Here is a 17,316-nt window from a genome sequence, read left to right as displayed (position 1 = left end):
TTTCTGGCTGTTTCCCGGGCGCGGGCTCCGCTCAGGCGGCGCCGAGCGCCTCGGCGTGGAAGTCCTCGCGATAGGGCTTCGCCGTCGCGGGAAGTTCGCGCTTCAGGAAGTAGTCCTCGTAGCGGAGCTGGCGAACGAGCGCGGGCCACATCTCGCGGAACGCCTCGGCGATCGAGCGGTTCGGCGCGGGCAGGTCGTGCCGGATCCGTTCGTGCAGCGCGGGCAGCTGATGGTAGGGCACCATCGGGAACATGTGGTGCTCCACGTGATAGTTCATGTTCCAGTAGATGAAGCGCGAAATCGGGTTCATGTAAACGGTGCGCGAGTTCAGCCGGTGGTCGAGCACGTCGTCCGCGAGCCCGCCATGCTGCAGAAGGCCCGTCATGATGTGGTGCCAGGCGCCGTAGAGACGCGGCAGGCCGATGACCATCAGCGGCAGGACCGACTGCGTGGCGATGGCGAGCGCGATGGTCGCGGCGTAGATCAGCGTCCAGATCCGTGCGACGCGGATCACCTTGGGCTGCTCCATCTCCGGAACGAAGGTCGCCTCCTCCGGATGGATCCGGCCGGTAGCGTTGTAGAGCATCCGGCCGAGGCCGTTCCAGGAATCGATCACGCCGAAGAAGTTCAGGACGAGCTTGAAGAACGCCGGCGGCCGCATCACCGCGATTTCCGGATCGAGGCCGACGATGTAGGTGTCGGTGTGGTGCCGCGTGTGGCTCCAGCGCCAGGTGTAGGGGTTGCGGATCATCATGAAGGAGGCGATCTGGTAGACCCAGTCGTTCATCCAGCGCGTCTTGAACGCCGTTCCATGCCCGCATTCGTGCCAGCGCGAATCCGAGGCGGAACCGTAGAGCACGCCGTAGGCGAGCCAGAGCGGGATCGACAGCCAGGGGTGGCCCGCCAGCCAGAGCGCGACGCCGAGGCCCGCGAAGACCGCCATCGCGCCGAGCCAGAGGATCGTGTCGCGGATCGCCGGCTGGTCCGAACGCTGCATGAAGGCCTTCATTTCCTTGCGCGGCAGGTCGGTGTGATACCATTCGGCCGCCTTCAGCCCGTTCTCGACCGCCCGGCGCGCATCCTCGCCCAGCAGGCTGTAGTCGCGCTTCCGGCCGCGCGGAGCGGGCGTTCCATCGCTGAAATCCGAGGTCATTTCCGTCATTTGCCAGGATCCTCCCGAGACGCGGCGATTTTGAGGGAAGATGCGCTTCGGACTACCGAATCACAACGTGTCTTGCAGGTAAATCTATCAGAACATATCATCGCGCTGAAAGGAGAGTCGCCATGGTCGCCCGCGCCACGATCGCCGACGTCGCCCGCGAGGCGGGTGTGAGCGTCGCCACCGTCGACCGCGTGGTGAACGGCCGGCTCCCGGTGCGCGAGGATACCGCGCGGCGCGTGCTCGACGCGGCCCACCGGCTCGGCTTCCACGCGGCGGGGCTCATTCGGTCCCGGCTGAGGGAGCAGTTGCCGGAGGTCGTCGTCGGGGTGCTGCTGCAACGGCCGGATGTCCCCTTCTACGCCGATCTGACCGCGCGGCTGACCGCGACGATCACGGGGTCCCGGCTGTTCCGGGGCGTCGTGCGCGCCGATTTCTGGAGCGTCGACGACGCGGAGGACATCGCGGCCCGGCTTCGCCGTCTCGGCCGGCGCGCGCGGGCGGTCGCCGTGGTGAGCCCCGATCACCCGGCGGTGGCCGAGGCCGTCGCGGATCTCGCAGCGCGCGACGTCGCGGTCTTCACGCTGCTCTCCGATCTGCCGACCTCGGCGCGGACGAGCCATATCGGGATCGACGGGCGCAAGGCGGGGCGGACCGCCGCCTGGGTGATCCATCACACCGCCCTCAGGCCCGGGCGGGTCGGGGTGATCGTCGGCAGCCGGCGCTTCCAGGGGCACGAGTCGCGCGAGATCGGCTTCCGCTCCTACTTCCGCGAACTGGCCCCCGGTTTCCGGGTGCTGGAGGCGGTGGTGAATTCCGAATCCGACGCCGCGACGGAGGAGGCCGTCGTCCAGCTCGTCGAGGCCTATCCCGATCTCGTCGGGGTCTATCTCGCCGGCGGCGGGATCGCGGGCGCGGTGGCGGGGCTTCGGCGCGTTCCGGAGGAGCGGCGCCCCGCGCTGGTCGGGCCCGAACTGCCGCCCGTCGCGCGGGCGGCGCTTTCCGAACGCCTGCTGACGGCCGCGGTCTGCGAGCCGATCGACCGCCTCTGCGAGCGGTTGATGGAGCTCGTCGTGCTGTCGCTCGAGGGGGAAGGCGCGCGGCTGCCCAATCATGTCACATTGCCGATGGATCTCTTCACGCCGGAGAACCTCTGACGGGCGCTCCGCGGTTTCGCATGGCGCGGAAAGGCGTCATGGCGACACGGGCGCGTCGCCATGACAGGGATCCGGTCCGCCGGCCGGGGTGGGAGGAGGCGTCCCGGCCGCCGGACCGGAAGGCGGCGGTCAGGAGGGAGCGGCCTTCGCCGCCTTCGCCCGCCGCTTCGCGTTGCGGGCCTTGAACCGGGCGTTCATCCGCTCCTCCGCCTCCCGGGAGCCGTCGTGGAAGGTGCCGAACCAGCGGTCGAGCGGCACGCCGCCATCGGCGTAGTTCACCTCGAAATACTTGTGGTGCAGGTAATGGGCGAAGCAATGCGTATCGAGCGCGCTGTCCTCCCCCGCGACGACCTTCTCGAACCCGGTATGCCCCGGTGCCGGCGACATCGCGAGATGGACGAGGTGGAACATCGCATGGACCGGATGCGACGGCACGATCCAGTGCAGCGCGACGCCCGAGAAATAGAGCAGATGCTCGACCGGATGCATCGAGAGGCCGGACCAGGGGCCGGGATTCACGTTGTTGTGGTGCAGGCTGTGCACGTATCTGTAGAGCACCGGCACGTGAATGAGACGGTGGACCAGGTAGAAATGCACCTCCCGGAACAGCGGGATGAGCAGCATGAAGGCCACGATGTAGACGGGATGCCCGGCCCAGCTCACCCAGGGCACGTAGCCATTGGCGAACAGCCACCAGGTCACCGCCTCGTAGGCGGTCCAGATCGTGACGCCGCTTCCGAAGGCCCAGATCATGTTGTCGACGGTCTGGTCGCGGAACAGGAAGGCGTCGTTGTCGGTCGAGGGCCAGTTGGGGTTGTACTTGAACCGCGTCCCCTGCGCGCGCTGGACGTAGAGGCGCAGATGGAAGGCGCCGAACCACAGCAGGATGAGCCCGGCGTTGCGCAGCCAGATGAAGGCGATCCAGCCCGCCTCGAAGTCGCGCATCCGCTCCATCGGCGGGGTCAGCCACAGCCAGACGCCGATGCCGACCAGCGCGTAGAACAGGTTGTAGGGCCAGAGATAGCCGCCCCAGCCGAAAAGCCACCGCGCCACGACGCGGGGCCTGAACGGCAGTTCGAAGAGCGGGCCGGTCCTGACCAGCCTGTCGGGCGTATAGTGACCGCGCCGGTCGCGGCTGCCGTAGGCGCTTTCATCCATGAGTCGTTTCCTCTTTCGCCGGAAGGGTCCGCCCGGGCTCCGGACCCTCCCATGTCAATGAGACTTCGCGCGCACCGAATCCGCGTCGCTGAGACGCCTCAATATGAGGTTAGATGCTTCACATAGTCAATCATTATGAGGCGATTTGGGTTTTCCCCGCTCCGGTTGTGCCGGGACGGGTTCGATGGTTTATCATGAGGCGCGCAGCAGGGGCGGACCCGCTTGAGAAAGATCACCATCAAGGAACTGACCGAGGCGACGGGCCTGTCGCGCGCGACCATCGACCGCGCGCTGAACGGGCGGGGCAGCGTGCATCCGCGCACGCGCAAGGTCATCGACGCGGCGCTCGAGGAGCTGCGCTCGGGCGCGGCGGCGCCGGTCGGCGAGGACAGGCCGCTCGACGTCCTGCTCCGCGTCGGGCGCGGCATGATGGCCCAGGTCGCCGGTACGCTCGCCATGCTCGACCGGCCCTCGGCGCGGCTGCACGACATGCATGGCGAGAGCGACGCCGGGATGCTCGCCCGCGCGCGCGAGCTCTGCGCCGACCCGTCGCGCCCGCTGATCCTGACCGCGAAGAGCGCCGAGCCGCTGCGCGCCGAACTCGCCGAGGCGCGGGCGCGGGGCAAGCGGATCGTGACCTTCATCTCCGATCTCCCGCATGACGCGCGCGACGCCTTCGTCAGCATCGACAACCGGATGGCCGGGGAATGCGCGGCCTTCGTGCTCGGCGGGCTGTTCCGCGAGCGCGAGGCCCGGTTCGGAGTGATCTTCGGCGACTACGCCTTCTCCTGCCACGAGGAGCGCGAGATGGGCTTCCGCGCCCATCTGCGCGCGCATTTTCCGCGCGCCCAGATCGTGCACGAGGGCGGCGGCGAGGATGAGTTCGAGAACACCCGCCGGGCGGTGGCGGAGATGCTCGCCGCCCATCCCGATCTCGACGCGGTCTACAATGTCGCCGGCGGCAACGCCGGCCTCGCCGAGGCGCTGCGCGCGGCGGGGCGCGTGGGGCGGCCGATCGTGCTGACGCACGAGACGAATCACATTACCGCGCCGCTGCTGCGCGAGGGCGTGATCGACTACGCGCTGGCGCAGGATACCTCCTCGATGGTGCGCCGCGCGCTCCGCCTGGCGACCCTGCCCTCGCTCGCGGGGGAGGAACCGGTCCATCACGTCGATTTCGGCATCTACACCCGGTTCAACCTGCCGGCCTTCGTGATGCCGCGCGGATGATGCCCGCGTCGGCTTGAGCGTTGCGCGACGCCTCAATCTGAGCGATATGCGAGGCGAAGGCGGGCGTTCCGGAAACGCGTCCGCGCAGCGAAGGAAGGAGACCGGCCTCATGGAAACTCGGCGGGAACAGGGGCTCCTCGTGCTCCAGTCGCTCTGGGCGATGGAGCGCCGGCACACCGATGGCGTCGAGCGGTCGCTGGAAGAGAATGTCGCGATGATCGCCGATGCCGGTTTCGACGGCGTCAGCACGCACTGGACCGACCGCGAACAGGTCTCGCGGCTGTCCGCGCTGCTGCGCGAACGGGGCATGACCGCCGAGGGACAGTGCTTTCCGAAGACCGTCGACGACCTGAAGCCGGTGCTCGAGATCGCCTCCGAATTTCCGCTCCATCATCTCGACATCCAGCCCGACGTCCGGCCGCGCCGGCTCGCGGACTGCCTGCCGCTGCTCGAAGGCTGGATGCGCCTCGCCGAGGAGGTCGATTTTCCGGTGCTGATCGAGACCCACCGCGACCGGATGACCACGGATCTCTATTTCACGCTCGACATTCTCGACGCGATGCCCGACCTGCCGCTGGTCGCCGATCTGTCGCATTTCCTCGTCGGCCGCGAATTCGCCTGGCCGGTGGAGGAGGAGAATCACGCGATGATCGAGCGTATCCTCGACAATTCCTGGGCCTTTCATGGCCGCGTCGCCTCGCGCGAGCAGGTGCAGGTGGAGATTTCCTTTCCCGCGCATCGGATGTGGGTCGAGCTGTTCGAGCGCTGGTGGGCCCATGGTTTCGCGAGCTGGCGCCGCCGCGCCGCGCCGGACGCGACCCTCGCCTTCACCTGCGAACTGGGCCCGAAGCCCTATGCGATCATCGGCCGGGACGGGAACGACACGACCGACCGCTGGGAGGAATCGCTGATCCTGCGCGACATCGCGCGCGACCTCTGGGCCGCGAGCGCGCCGGGCGCGAAACCCGCGCGCGGGGAGACCGTCGCGGGCTGAGCCTCCCGGCTCGCCCTCGGCCCGGCCGCGCGCTATGTTCCGGAGCGGACGGCGGAAGGGGGAGGCGAGCCTTGTCACGCACCAGGGGCGCGAAACGGCGGCGCGGCGCGGGCTGAGCGATGCGCGATCTCACCCTGCGCCAGGTCGAGGTCATCCGCGCCGTCATGATGGCGGGCACGATCGCGGGCGCCGCCGAACTGCTCAACGTGTCGGCGCCCGGCATCAGCCGTCTGGTCAAGCACACGGAGGAAAGCCTCGGTGTGCGCCTCTTCGAGCGCAAGGCGGGGCTCTTCGTGCCAGCGGCCGAGGCGGCGACGATCTTCGAGCAGATCCACCAGGTCTATGACAAGATGGCGGGGCTCACGGACGCGCTCCAGTCGCTGAAGCGCGGGCGCGAGGCCGAACTCGCCTTCGCCTCGGTCCCCTCCATCGCCCAGTTCCTCGCCGCGCAGGCGATCCGCCGTGTTCGCCGCCGCTTCCCGGAGCTCTACATCGATCTCAACGTGCTCAAGATCGAGGAGGCGGTCGACTACCTCCTGCTCGAACGGGGCGAGTTCGTCGCGATGTCCTATCGCTTCCCGCATCCCTCGCTCGATTTCCGCCCGCTCGGCGTGGGCGAACTGGTCGCGATCGTGCCGGAGGATCATCCGCTCGCCGCCACGCGGGCGCCGGTGCCGGCGCACCGGCTCGCCGGGGACATGCTGATCGGCGTCGACGCCTCCGACCCCTACGGGGCGATCACGGCGGAGCCGTTCCGGCGCGCGGGGCTGGAGCGGCGCCTCTCGATCCGGGCGCGCTTCGCCCAGACGGTGGTGAGCCTCGTGCGCCACGGACTCGGCGTCGCGGTCATCGATGAATTCTCGGTCGCGGGCGTCTACATGCCGGGGCTCGTCCGGCTGCCGCTGGAGGAGCGCGTCGAGATCTCGGTCTTCGCGGCGCAGAAGGCGGGCCGCATCCTGTCGAGCTTCGCGGAATACACGATCAGCCGGTTGCGCGACGAACTCGCCCACACCATCGCGACGCGCCCGTGGGGCGCCCAGGCGGATTAACATGATGTTACGCGGCCCGGCATCCCGATCATGGTCGCGGGGGCCGAATCGAGCTATGTTGTCCGTGCAAGGCGGGTAACCCCCGGACGCAGATCGAAACCTCACATTCGCGACAGCACAGGCAACCGTCAGCCGCGGCGGCGGCCGTGCGCGCGCAAGACAAAGATCCCAGGAGGAGACCGTCGATGGCCGACGCGACATATCACGAACCCAAGGGAAGGCACCAATCCAGAAAGGCCGCGGCCAGCGGCTGGATCGGCTCCGCCCTCGAATATTACGACTTCTTCATCTATGCGACCGCCGCGTCGCTGATCTTCCCGCAGATCTTCTTCCCCTCGGAGAATCCGCGGGTCGCGATCATCGCCTCGCTCGCCACCTACGGCGTCGGCTATGTCGCCCGGCCCATCGGCGCCTTCGTGCTCGGCCACTGGGGCGACACCCATGGGCGCAAGCGCGTGCTCATCCTCTGCATGTTCCTGATGGGCTTCTCGACGCTCGCCGTCGGCCTGCTGCCCACGTATGCCCAGGTCGGCCTGCTCGCGCCGGCGCTGCTCGTGGCGCTGCGCCTGATCCAGGGCTTCGCCGTCGCCGGCGAGATTTCGGGCGCGAGCTCGATGATCGTCGAACACGCGCCCTTCGGACGGCGCGGCTTCTTCGCGAGCTTCACGCTCCAGGGCGTGCAGGCGGGCCAGATCCTCGCGGCCGCCGTCTTCCTTCCGCTCGCCCATTTCATGCCCGACGCGGCCTTCAATTCCTGGGGCTGGCGGATCCCGTTCCTGCTCAGCTTCGTCGTGATCATCGCGGGCTACGTCATCCGCCGCGAAGTCGAGGAGACCCCGGCCTTCCAGGAGGAGGAGAGCCAGAACGCCGCTCCGCGCTCGCCGATCGTCGAGGCGATCACCACCAGCTGGCCCGACATGATCCGCGTCATCTGCATGTCGCTCATGAACACGATCCCCGTCGTCGCCACCGTCTTCGGCGCCGCCTACGCCGTGCAGGCCGCCTATGGCATCGGCTTCCACAAGGACGTCTATCTCTGGATCCCGGTGCTCGGCAACATCGTCGCCTGCGTCGTGATCCCGCTGGTCGGCAACCTCTCGGACCGGATCGGCCGCCGCCCGCCCATTATCGTCGGCTGCCTCGGCTCGGGCCTGCTCGCCTTCGGCTACCTCTATGCGATCTCGATCCATTCGGTGCCGCTCGCGATCCTGATGTCGCTCCTGATGTGGGGGATCGTCTACCAGGGCTACAACGCGATCTTCCCGAGCTTCTATCCGGAGCTCTTCCCGACCCGCACCCGCGTCTCGTCGATGGCGATCAGCCAGAACATCGGCACTACGATCACGGCGCTCCTGCCCGCGCTCTTCGCCAGCGTCGCGGCGCCCGGGACCGAGAACATCCCGCTCATCATCGGCTCGCTCGCCTTCGGCATCACCTGCGTCGCGGCCGTCGCCGCCTGGTCGGCCCGCGAAACCTACCGGGTGCACATGAACGACCTCGGCAAATCCGACGCGGTGCCGGTGCCCAGGGCGGAGTATGATCGGATGCGCGCGGCCTCGCTCGCCGGCCACGCCTGATACCGCCTCCGGAGCCCGCGTTCCCGCGGGCTCCCTTCCCGCCGCGCCAGAGCCGGAGCTCGACATGACCACCACCGCGACCACGACCGTCAAACTCGGCCTGATCGGCGACAACATCGCCGATTCGAGATCCCCCCGCCTGCACGAGCTCGCCGGCGACATGATCGGCCGGCCCACCACCTATGACCGCCTCGTCCCCAAGACCCTCGGTCTCGATTTCGACGCGGTCTTCGACAAGGCGCGCGAGGAAGGCTACCGCGGGCTCAACATCACCTATCCCTACAAGGAACGGGTGACCGCCCGGGTGACGGTGGACGAGCCTCAGGTCGCGCGGCTCGGCGCCTGCAACACGGTGCTCTTCACCGCCCAGGGGGCGAAGGGCTTCAACACCGACTGGTCGGGCTTCAAGGCGGCCTACCGGACCGGCTTCGGCGACGCCGCGCCGGGCACGGTCTGCATGATCGGCGCGGGCGGCGTCGGCAAGGCGGTGGCCTTCGGCCTCGCGGATCTCGGGATGCGCGAACTCCGCCTGGTCGAGCGCGACCTGCCGAAGGCCGAGGCGCTGGCCGAACAGCTCCGCGCGGCGGCGCCCGGCCTCGTCGTCGGCGTCTCCGCCGACCCGGCCGCGGCCCGGGGCGCGGACGGTCTCGTCAACTGCACGCCCGTCGGCATGGTCGGCTACGGCGGAACGCCCCTGCCCCGCGCGCTGATACGCGGCGCCTCCTGGGCCTTCGACGCGGTCTATACGCCGGTCGATACCGAATTCCTCGGCGACGCGGCCGCCGAGGGGCTGAAAATCCTCTCGGGCTACGAACTCTACTTTTACCAGGGCCTCCATGCGATCAGCATCTTCCACGGGATCGAGGTGGAGGAGGCGCGCCTGCGCGCCCTCCTGACGGCCTGAGCCGGACATGACATGATGACGGCGCGGAGCGTGCCTCCGCGCCGGGACGGAACGGAGGCCAGTGCCAGATGAAAACCTCGATCGCCACAGTTTCCATCAGCGGCGAGCTCCCGGACAAGCTCGCCGCGATCGCCGCCGCCGGGTTCGACGGGGTGGAGATCTTCGAGAACGACTTCCTCGCCTATGATGCGACGCCGCGCGAGGTGGGGCGCATGGTCCGCGACGCGGGGCTCGAACTGAACCTGTTCCAGCCGTTCCGCGATTTCGAGGGGATGCCGGAGCCGCAGCGGGCCCGCGCCTTCGACCGGGCGGAGCGCAAGTTCGATCTGATGGGCGAACTCGGCGCGGATCTGATCCTGGTCTGCTCCAATACCTCGTCCGTCTCGCTCGGCGGCATCGACCGCGCGGCGGCCGATCTGCGCGAGCTCGGCGAGCGGGCGGCGAAGCGCGGCATCCGGATCGGCTTCGAGGCGCTCGCCTGGGGGCGCCACGTGAACGACCATCGCGACGCCTGGGAAATCGCGCGGCGCGCGGACCATCCCAATGTCGGCGTGATCCTCGATTCCTTCCATACGCTGTCGCGCAAGATCGATCCGGCGACGATCCGGGCGATCCCGGCCGACAGGATCTTCCTCGTCCAGCTCGCCGACGCGCCGCTGATCGACATGGACCTGCTCTATCTCAGCCGGCATTTCCGCAACATGCCGGGAGAGGGCGACCTGCCGGTGCGCGACTTCCTCGCCGCCGTGGCCGCGACCGGCTACGACGGCTGGCTCTCGCTGGAGATCTTCAACGACCAGTTCCGCGGTGGCTCCGCGCGCCAGATCGCGGCCGACGGCCACCGCTCGCTCGTCTATCTGATGGATCAGGTGCGGCGGTGCGAACCGGCGGCCGGGGAACTCGCGCCGCCGATGCCCGACCGGATCGCGGTCGAGGGGATCGAGTTCGTCGAATTCGCCGCCACCCGCGAGACCGCGCCCGGCCTCGTCCGGATGCTCCGCGCCCTCGGCTTCCGCGAAGCCGGGCGCCATGTCAGCCGGCAGGTGACGCTCTACCGGCAGGGGGACATCAATCTCGTCGTCAATACCGAGCCCGAGGGTTTCGCCCACGCCGCCTATGTCACGCATGGGACGGGCGTCTGCGACATCGGCCTGCGCGTCGAGGACGCGGCCGCGACCCTCGCCCGCGCCGAGGCGCTCGGCGCGAAGCGCTTCGGCCAGACCCGCCGGCCGGGCGAACTCGAGATCCCGGCGATCCGGGGCGTGGGCGGCGCGCTGCTGCATTTCCTGGACGGGGGTCCGGAACTCTCGCGGGTCTGGGAGGTCGAATTCACCCCCGTGACCGACGTCGCGCCCGGCGCGGAGGTGGGGCTGGTCCGGATCGATCACGTCGCCCAGACCATGCCGCATGACGAGATGCTGTCCTGGCTGCTGTTCTACACCTCGATCTTTCGCACCCGGAAGACACCGATGGTCGACGTGATCGACCCCTCGGGCATCGTGCGCAGCCAGGTGATCGAGAACGACGAGGGCACCTTCCGGCTGACGCTGAACGGCGCTGAGAACGCGCGCACCCTCGCCGGGCGCTTCATCGCGGACACGTTCGGCTCGGCGGTGCAGCATCTCGCCTTCGAGACGCGCGACATCTTCGCCACGGCGGAGGCGCTGCGCGCGGGCGGGTTCGAGGGCCTCGTCATCTCCCCCAACTATTTCGACGACGTCGAGGCGCGGTTCGGGCTGGATCCCGAATTCGCCGACCGGCTGCGCGCGCTGCACATCCTCTACGACCGCGACGAGCACGGCGAGTATTTCCAGCTCTACAGCCCGAATTACGGCGAGGGGTTCTTCTTCGAGATCGTCGAGCGCCGGGGCGGCTACCGCGGCTACGGCGCGCCGAACGCGCCCTTCCGCATCGCCGCCCAGACGCGGCACGCGCGGCCGCGGAACGTGCCGCGCCGCTGACCGGACGGGCGGCCCCCCGCGGGACCGCCCTTCCGGCTCAGTTCTCCCAGGACTTCACCAGCTCGTCATAGGAAACGGTCTCGGGCTTCGGGTTCTCGTTCTCGAGCTTCGCCACCGGCGCGCCCGGCTGGTCGATCCAGTATTGCGGATCCTGCTTCTCGTTCAGCTTCGGACCGAGATCGCCCTGCACCTTCGACCTTTCGAGCCGCGACAACACCTTTTCCTGATCCTCGCAGAGCGCGTCGAGCGCCTGCTGCGGGGTCTTGGCGCCGGACATCGCATCGCCGATGTTCTGCCACCAGACCTGCGCGAGCTTCGGGTAGTCCGGGATATTGGTTCCCGTCGGCGACCACTGCGTGCGCGCGGGCGAGCGGTAGAACTCGACCAGCCCGCCGAGCTGTGGCCCGCGCTCGGTGAAGGACTTGTCGTGGATCGTGGAGTCGCGGATGAAGGTCAGCCCGACGTGGGACTTCTTCACGTCCACCGTCTTCGAGGTGACGAACTGGGCGTAGAGCCAGGCGGCCTTGGCCCGGTCCGCCGGCGTTGATTTCATCAGCGTCCAGGAGCCCACGTCCTGATAGCCGATCTTCGTCCCCTGGCTCCAGTAGGCGCCATGCGGCGAGGGCGCCATCCGCCATTTCGGCGTGCCGTCCTCGTTCATCACCGCGATGCCGGGCTTCACCATGTCGGCGGTAAAGGCGGTGTACCAGAACATCTGCTGGGCGATGTCCCCGCGCGCCGGCACCGGTCCCGCCTCGGAGAAGGTCATCCCCTGCGCCTCGGGGGGCGTGTATTCCCGCAGCCATTCGATCGCCTTGGTCACCGCGTAGACCGCGGCGGCGTCGTTGGTCGCGCCGCCCCGGTCGACGCAGGAGCCGACGGGGCGCGAATTCTCGTCCACCCGCACGCCCCATTCGTCGACCGGCAGGCCGTTCGGCTCGCCCTTGTCGCCCATGCCGGCCATCGACATCCAGGCATCGGTATAGCGCCAGCCGAGCGAGGGGTCCTTCTTGCCGTAGTCCATGTTGCCCCAGGCGCTCTTCGGGCCGCCCTCCATGTAGGACATGTCGCGGCCGGTGAAGAATTCCGCGATGTCCTGATAGGCGGTCCAGTTGACCGGGACGCCGAGATCGTAGCCGTACTTCGCCTTGAAGTCGTCCTTGGTCTTCTGGTCCGAGAACCAGTCGTAGCGGAACCAGTAGAGGTTCGCGAACTGCTGGTCGGGCAGCTGGTAGAGCTCGCCGTCCGGCGCGGTGGTGAAACTCAGGCCGATGAAGTCGGGCAGGTCGAGTGTCGGGCTCGTCACCTCCTTGGCTTCGTCGGCCATCCATTTCGTCAGGTCGCGCGCCTGCTGGTAGCGCCAGTGCGTCCCGATCAGGTCTGAGTCGTTGATATAGGCGTCGTAGATGTTCTCGCCGCTCTGCATCTGCGTCTGCAGCTTCTCGATCACGTCGCCCTCGCTCATGAGGTCGTGCGTGATCCGGATGCCGGTGATCGCGGTGAAGGCCGGCGCCAGCACCTTCGATTCGTATTCATGCGTGGTGATCGTCTCGGACACCACCTTGATGTCCATGCCGGCATAGGGCTTGGCGGCGTCGATGAACCACTGCATCTCCGCTTCCTGCTCGGGCCGGGAGAGCGTGGAGAGATCGCCGATCTCCTTGTCGAGGAAGGCCTTCGCCGCCTCCATGTCCGCCCAGGCGGGCACCGCCATCGCCGCGAGCGCGAGCGCCACCGCGGTCATCGTCCGTCCGTGTCTCACGTTTTCCTCCCTTGGAGTGAGCTTGACGAAGTCTTGTTCTTGTGCCCGGAGCGCGCGCCGGGTCCGCGTTTCCCCGTCACACCCAGCGGAACACCGCGGCGGCGTAGACGAGGCAAAGGATCAGCGCCCCCCAGAGGGGCGGGCCGTCGATTCCGAAGACGTAGAGCCAGGCGAGATTGATGAAGGCGGAGCCGAGCAGCGTGACGAAGAGCCGGTCGCCCCGCGTCGTCTCGATCCGGAGCACGCCCCGCCGCGGCTGCTCGGGAAAGCGGAGCGCCAGCAGCGTCATCAGCGCGAGCAGCGCGGCGATCGCGAGGAAGAAGACCGCGACCGGGAAGGTCCAGGCCATCCAGCCGCCCTCGACGAGCTGGCCGGTCCAGTCCGGCCCCTCGTCGCCCCGGGGCACCGCGCGGACGAGCAGGCCGAGGATCGCCGCGAAGGCGAGAAAGACGGCGCCGGCGAGAACGGCCCAGCCCCGCCGCGTCATCACACCCTCCCCAGGGCGAAGCCCTTGGCGATGTAGTTCCGCACGAAGTAGATGACCAGCGCGCCCGGGACGAGGGTCAGCACGCCGGCCGCGGCCAGCACGCCCCAGTCCATTCCGGCGGCCGAGACCGTGCGTGTCATCACGGCGGCGATCGGCTTCGCGTTGACGGCGGTCAGCGTGCGCGCCAGCAGGAGCTCGACCCAGGAGAACATGAAGCAGAAGAAGGCGGCGACGCCGATGCCGCTCGCGATCAGCGGCATGAAGATCTTCACGAAGAACCGCCCGAAGGAATAGCCGTCGACATAGGCGGTCTCGTCGAGCTCCTTCGGCACCCCGCGCATGAAGCCCTCGAGGATCCAGACCGCGAGCGCGACGTTGAAGAGGCAATGCGCGAGCGCCACCGCGATATGCGTGTCGAACAGTCCGACCGAGGAATAGAGCTGGAAGAAGGGCAGCGCGAAGACCGCCGGTGGCGCCATCCGGTTCGTCAGCAGCCAGAAGAACAGGTGCTTGTCGCCCATGAAGCTGTAGCGGCTGAAGGCATAGGCGGCGGGCAGCGCCACGGCGACCGAGATCACCGTGTTCATCACCACGTAGATGATCGAGTTGACATAGCCCATGTACCAGCTCGGATCGGTCAGGATCGTCCGGTAGTTCGCGAAAGTCAGGTTCTTCGGAAATATCGAAAAGGTCGAGATGATCTCGGTATTGGTCTTGAGGCTCATGTTGACGAGCCAGTAGACCGGAATCATCAGGAAGAGCAGGTAGAGCGTCATGATCAGCGGCGAGAACCTCGGACGCATCAGACGCCCTCCTCTTTGTCCATGTTGGTCATGACGGTGTAGAAGACCCAGGACACGAGCAGGATCACGAGGAAATACATGATCGAGAAGGCGGCGGCGGGGCCGAGGTCGAACTGGCCCACCGCCATCTTCACGAGATCGATCGAGAGGAAGGTGGTCGAATTGCCCGGGCCCCCGCCGGTGACGACGAAGGGCTCCGTATAGATCATGAAGCTGTCCATGAAGCGGAGCAGGATCGCGATCACCAAGACGCCCTTCATCTTCGGGAGTTCGATGTAGCGGAACACCTTCCATCGGCTCGCCTGGTCGATCTTCGCGGCCTGGTAATAGGCCTCCGGGATCGACTGGAGCGCGGCGTAGCAGAGCAGCGCCACGAGGCTGGTCCAGTGCCAGACATCCATCACGATGATGGTGAGCCAGGCGTGGAGCGGGTTCGCGGTGTAATTGTAGTCGATCCCGAGCGACCAGAGGGTATGCCCGAGCAGGCCGATGTCGGTGCGCGCGAAGATCTGCCAGATCGTGCCGACCACGTTGAAGGGCACGAGCAGCGGCAGCGCCATGACGACGAGGCAGAACGAGGCCCAGAAACCTTTCTTCGGCATGTGGAGCGCGACGAAGATGCCGAGCGGCACCTCGATCGCGAGAATGATGGCCGAGAAGAGCGCGTTGCGGCCGAGCGCGCTCCAGAGCCGCTCGGACCGCAGGGTCTCGTCGAACCATTCGAGCCCGGCCCAGAAGAACTCGTTTCTGCCGAACGTGTCGTTCACCGAGTAGTTCACCACCGTCATCAGCGGGATCACCGCCGAGAAGGCGACGATGACGAGCATCGGCAGGACCAGGAACCAGGCGCGGTTGTTCTGGGTCTTCTCCATCAGGCGGCTTCCCCCTCGACGCGCCAGTCGTCGGCGTAGACGTTGATCTTCTCCGGCGCGAAGACGACGCGCGGCTCGGCGGGCAGCCGCTCGCCCTCCTCCGCCACGATGTCGATCGGCGCGCCGGAGAGTTCGGCCCGGACGATCCGGTGCCGGCCCACGTCCTCGACGCGGCGGATGGAGACCGGCAGCCCCGGCCCCTCGGTCAGCGCGACGTATTCCGGCCGGATGCCGATCCGGACCCGGCCTTCGAGCGCGGGATAGGCGGCGCCGAGCTCGACCGTGCCCCCGCGCAGATGGGCACGGCGGCCCTCGACGCGGGCGTCGAGCAGGTTCATTCCCGGCGAGCCGATGAAATAGCCGACGAAGGTATGCGCCGGCGCCTCGAAAAGCTCCTCCGGCGTGCCGGTCTGCACCACCCGGCCATCGTGCATCACCACGACCTGATCGGCGAAGGTCAGCGCCTCGGTCTGGTCGTGGGTGACATAGATCATCGTATGGCCGAACTGGCGGTGCAGCGCCTTCAGCTGGGTGCGCAGCTCCCATTTCATGTGCGGATCGATGACCGTGAGCGGCTCGTCGAACAGGATCGCGTTCACATCCTCGCGGACCATGCCGCGGCCGAGGCTGATCTTCTGCTTCGCGTCGGCGGTCAGGCCGCGCGCCTTGCGGTCGAGCACGGCCTCCATGCCGATCATCGCCGCGATCTCGGCCACGCGCGCGGCGATGTATCCCGGCGCCTTGCCTCGGTTCCGGAGCGGGAAGGCGAGGTTCTCGCGCACGGTCATCGTGTCGTAGACGACCGGGAACTGGAACACCTGCGCGATGTCGCGCGCCTCGGTCGGCAGGTCGGTCACGTCGGTCTCGCCGAAGAGCACCCGGCCCTGCGAGGGGCGGAGCAGACCGGAGATGATGTTGAGCAGCGTGGTCTTGCCGCAGCCCGAGGCGCCGAGCAGCGCGTAGGCGCCGCCGTCCCGCCAGACATGGGTCATTTCCTTCAGCGCGAACTGCGCCTCGTCCGCCGGGTTCGGCAGGTAGCTGTGGGCGAGCCGGGAGAGGGTGATCCGCGCCATGGTCAGGCCGCCATCGCATAGGCCGCGGGCGCGGCGAGCCGCCCCCCGGCGTCGAAGAGATAGACATGGGCCGGGTCGAGCCAGAGCGTGACGGCCGCGCCGGCGCCGAGTTCGTGCACGCCCTTCAGCAGGCCGACCCAGGCCTCGCCGTCGTGGCGGGCATGGAGGAAGGTCTCCGACCCGGTGATCTCGCTCGCGGTCAGCGCGCAGTCGAAGCCGAGCGCGTCGCCCGAGCGGCGCACGAGGTCGAGATGATTGGGCCGGAAGCCCGCGAGATAGCGCCCGTCCGGGATCGCGGCGAACGGCCCCGCCGCCGCCGTGGCCGTCGCCGCGCCGGCGCCGAAGCTGACGCGGCCCCGCTCCTTCCGGCAGGCGACGAAATTCATCGGCGGATCGCTGAAGACGCGCGCCGTGGTCGCGTCGCAGGGCCGCCGGTAGACATGGGCGGTCGGGCCGAACTGGGTGACCCGCCCCTCCCAGAGCGTCGCGGTATTGCCTCCGAGCAGGAGCGCCTCCTCCGGCTCGGTGGTCGCATAGACGAAGATCGCGCCCGAGGCCTCGAAGATGCGCGGGATCTCGACGCGCAGTTCCTCGCGGAGCTTGTAGTCGAGATTGGCGAGCGGCTCGTCGAGCAGCACGAGCCCCGCCCCCTTCACCAGCGCGCGGGCGAGCGCGCAGCGCTGCTGCTGGCCTCCCGAGAGCTCCAGGGGCTTTCGGTCCAGCATGGGCGTCAGCCGCAGCATCTCCGCCGTCTCCCGCGTCGCGCGGTCGATCTCCGCCTTGCTCCGCCCGAGCAGGCGGAGCGGCGAGGCGATGTTCTCGTAGACCGAGAGCGTGGGGTAGTTGATGAACTGCTGGTAGACCATCGCGACCCTGCGCCGCTGGACCGGGACGCCGGTCACCTCCGCGCCGTCCCAGAGGATCCTGCCCCGCGTGGGCCGGTCGAGCCCCGCCATCAGCCGCATCAGCGAGGTCTTGCCCGAGAGCGTCGGGCCGAGCAGCACGTTCATCGTGCCCTTGCCGAGCACAAGATCGGTCGGGTGGACATGCGTCCGCCCCCGAACCACGCGTGTCACTCCTTCCAGCGCGAGCGCCATTCCCTCCCCTTCGTGCTTTCCGGCCGGGATCGT

At 68.2% G+C, this 17,316-nt stretch carries 15 protein-coding genes; 7 read left to right on the top strand and 8 right to left on the bottom strand.

Translation table 11 applies throughout. From position 1 onward, the window contains the following. Positions 1–31 precede the first annotated feature (31 nt). Entirely contained in the window at positions 32–1,162 is a 1,131-nt protein-coding gene (locus FJM51_RS14565) for a fatty acid desaturase family protein (RefSeq protein WP_233713132.1), read from the bottom strand. Positions 1,163–1,284: 122 nt separating this feature from the next. On the opposite strand from FJM51_RS14565, the gene FJM51_RS14560 reads away from it, so the two are divergent. Continuing rightward, positions 1,285–2,316, top strand: coding sequence for a LacI family DNA-binding transcriptional regulator (locus tag FJM51_RS14560; RefSeq protein WP_140454862.1), 1,032 nt, complete (start codon positions 1,285–1,287; stop codon positions 2,314–2,316). A 129-nt stretch (positions 2,317–2,445) separates the two neighbouring features. On the opposite strand, the gene FJM51_RS14555 is transcribed toward FJM51_RS14560, so the two are convergent. Continuing rightward, the gene (locus FJM51_RS14555; protein ID WP_140454861.1) at positions 2,446–3,474 is read right to left on the bottom strand and encodes a sterol desaturase family protein; all 1,029 of its coding nucleotides are present in this window, start codon (positions 3,472–3,474) and stop codon (positions 2,446–2,448) included. Positions 3,475–3,696: 222 nt separating this feature from the next. On the opposite strand from FJM51_RS14555, the gene FJM51_RS14550 reads away from it, so the two are divergent. From FJM51_RS14550 to FJM51_RS14525, 6 genes are all read left to right on the top strand, one after another. Then, on the top strand, positions 3,697–4,704 hold the full coding sequence (locus FJM51_RS14550; RefSeq protein ID WP_140454860.1) for a LacI family DNA-binding transcriptional regulator: 1,008 nt from the start codon (positions 3,697–3,699) through the stop codon (positions 4,702–4,704). A 109-nt stretch (positions 4,705–4,813) separates the two neighbouring features. After that, positions 4,814–5,698: a sugar phosphate isomerase/epimerase family protein gene (locus FJM51_RS14545; RefSeq protein ID WP_140454859.1), complete on the top strand. Its 885-nt coding sequence runs from the start codon at positions 4,814–4,816 to the stop codon at positions 5,696–5,698. Between the two features lie 119 nt (positions 5,699–5,817). Beyond that, positions 5,818–6,747 carry a LysR family transcriptional regulator gene (locus tag FJM51_RS14540; RefSeq protein ID WP_140454858.1) on the top strand — a complete coding sequence of 310 codons (930 nt, stop codon included), beginning with the start codon at positions 5,818–5,820 and terminating at the stop codon, positions 6,745–6,747. Between the two features lie 185 nt (positions 6,748–6,932). Beyond that, positions 6,933–8,324, top strand: a complete 1,392-nt coding sequence (locus FJM51_RS14535; RefSeq protein WP_140454857.1) for an MFS transporter — start codon at positions 6,933–6,935, stop codon at positions 8,322–8,324. Positions 8,325–8,388: 64 nt separating this feature from the next. Next, positions 8,389–9,228, top strand: coding sequence for a shikimate dehydrogenase family protein (locus FJM51_RS14530; protein ID WP_140454856.1), 840 nt, complete (start codon positions 8,389–8,391; stop codon positions 9,226–9,228). Between the two features lie 68 nt (positions 9,229–9,296). Then, complete coding sequence (locus FJM51_RS14525; protein ID WP_140454855.1) at positions 9,297–11,189, top strand: bifunctional sugar phosphate isomerase/epimerase/4-hydroxyphenylpyruvate dioxygenase family protein; 1,893 nt, start codon at positions 9,297–9,299, stop codon at positions 11,187–11,189. Positions 11,190–11,226: 37 nt separating this feature from the next. Here FJM51_RS14525 and FJM51_RS14520 read toward each other — a convergent pair whose 3' ends face one another. From FJM51_RS14520 to FJM51_RS14495, 6 genes are all read right to left on the bottom strand, one after another. Further along, positions 11,227–12,933, bottom strand: a complete 1,707-nt coding sequence (locus FJM51_RS14520; protein ID WP_181164565.1) for an ABC transporter substrate-binding protein — start codon at positions 12,931–12,933, stop codon at positions 11,227–11,229. A gap of 94 nt (positions 12,934–13,027) precedes the next feature. After that, positions 13,028–13,438 carry a DUF2160 domain-containing protein gene (locus tag FJM51_RS14515; protein WP_140454853.1) on the bottom strand — a complete coding sequence of 137 codons (411 nt, stop codon included), beginning with the start codon at positions 13,436–13,438 and terminating at the stop codon, positions 13,028–13,030. Next, the gene (locus tag FJM51_RS14510; protein ID WP_140454852.1) at positions 13,438–14,241 is read right to left on the bottom strand and encodes a carbohydrate ABC transporter permease; all 804 of its coding nucleotides are present in this window, start codon (positions 14,239–14,241) and stop codon (positions 13,438–13,440) included. Before FJM51_RS14510 ends, FJM51_RS14515 begins: the two co-directional genes overlap by 1 nt. Then, on the bottom strand, positions 14,241–15,113 hold the full coding sequence (locus FJM51_RS14505) for a carbohydrate ABC transporter permease (protein ID WP_140454851.1): 873 nt from the start codon (positions 15,111–15,113) through the stop codon (positions 14,241–14,243). The genes FJM51_RS14510 and FJM51_RS14505 overlap by 1 nt, the downstream gene beginning before the upstream one ends. Then, positions 15,113–16,186 (bottom strand): ABC transporter ATP-binding protein, encoded by a 1,074-nt coding sequence (locus FJM51_RS14500; protein ID WP_140454850.1) that lies wholly within the window; start codon positions 16,184–16,186, stop codon positions 15,113–15,115. The genes FJM51_RS14505 and FJM51_RS14500 overlap by 1 nt, the downstream gene beginning before the upstream one ends. A 2-nt stretch (positions 16,187–16,188) precedes the next feature. Then, on the bottom strand, positions 16,189–17,283 hold the full coding sequence (locus FJM51_RS14495; protein ID WP_140454849.1) for an ABC transporter ATP-binding protein: 1,095 nt from the start codon (positions 17,281–17,283) through the stop codon (positions 16,189–16,191). Positions 17,284–17,316: the final 33 nt, after the last annotated feature.

The organism is Amaricoccus solimangrovi (assembly GCF_006385685.1).
GTDB classification, from domain to species: domain Bacteria; phylum Pseudomonadota; class Alphaproteobacteria; order Rhodobacterales; family Rhodobacteraceae; genus Amaricoccus; species Amaricoccus solimangrovi.
The sequence above is the reverse complement of the archived record's forward strand: the minus strand, read 5'-3'. Positions and strand labels throughout refer to the sequence as shown.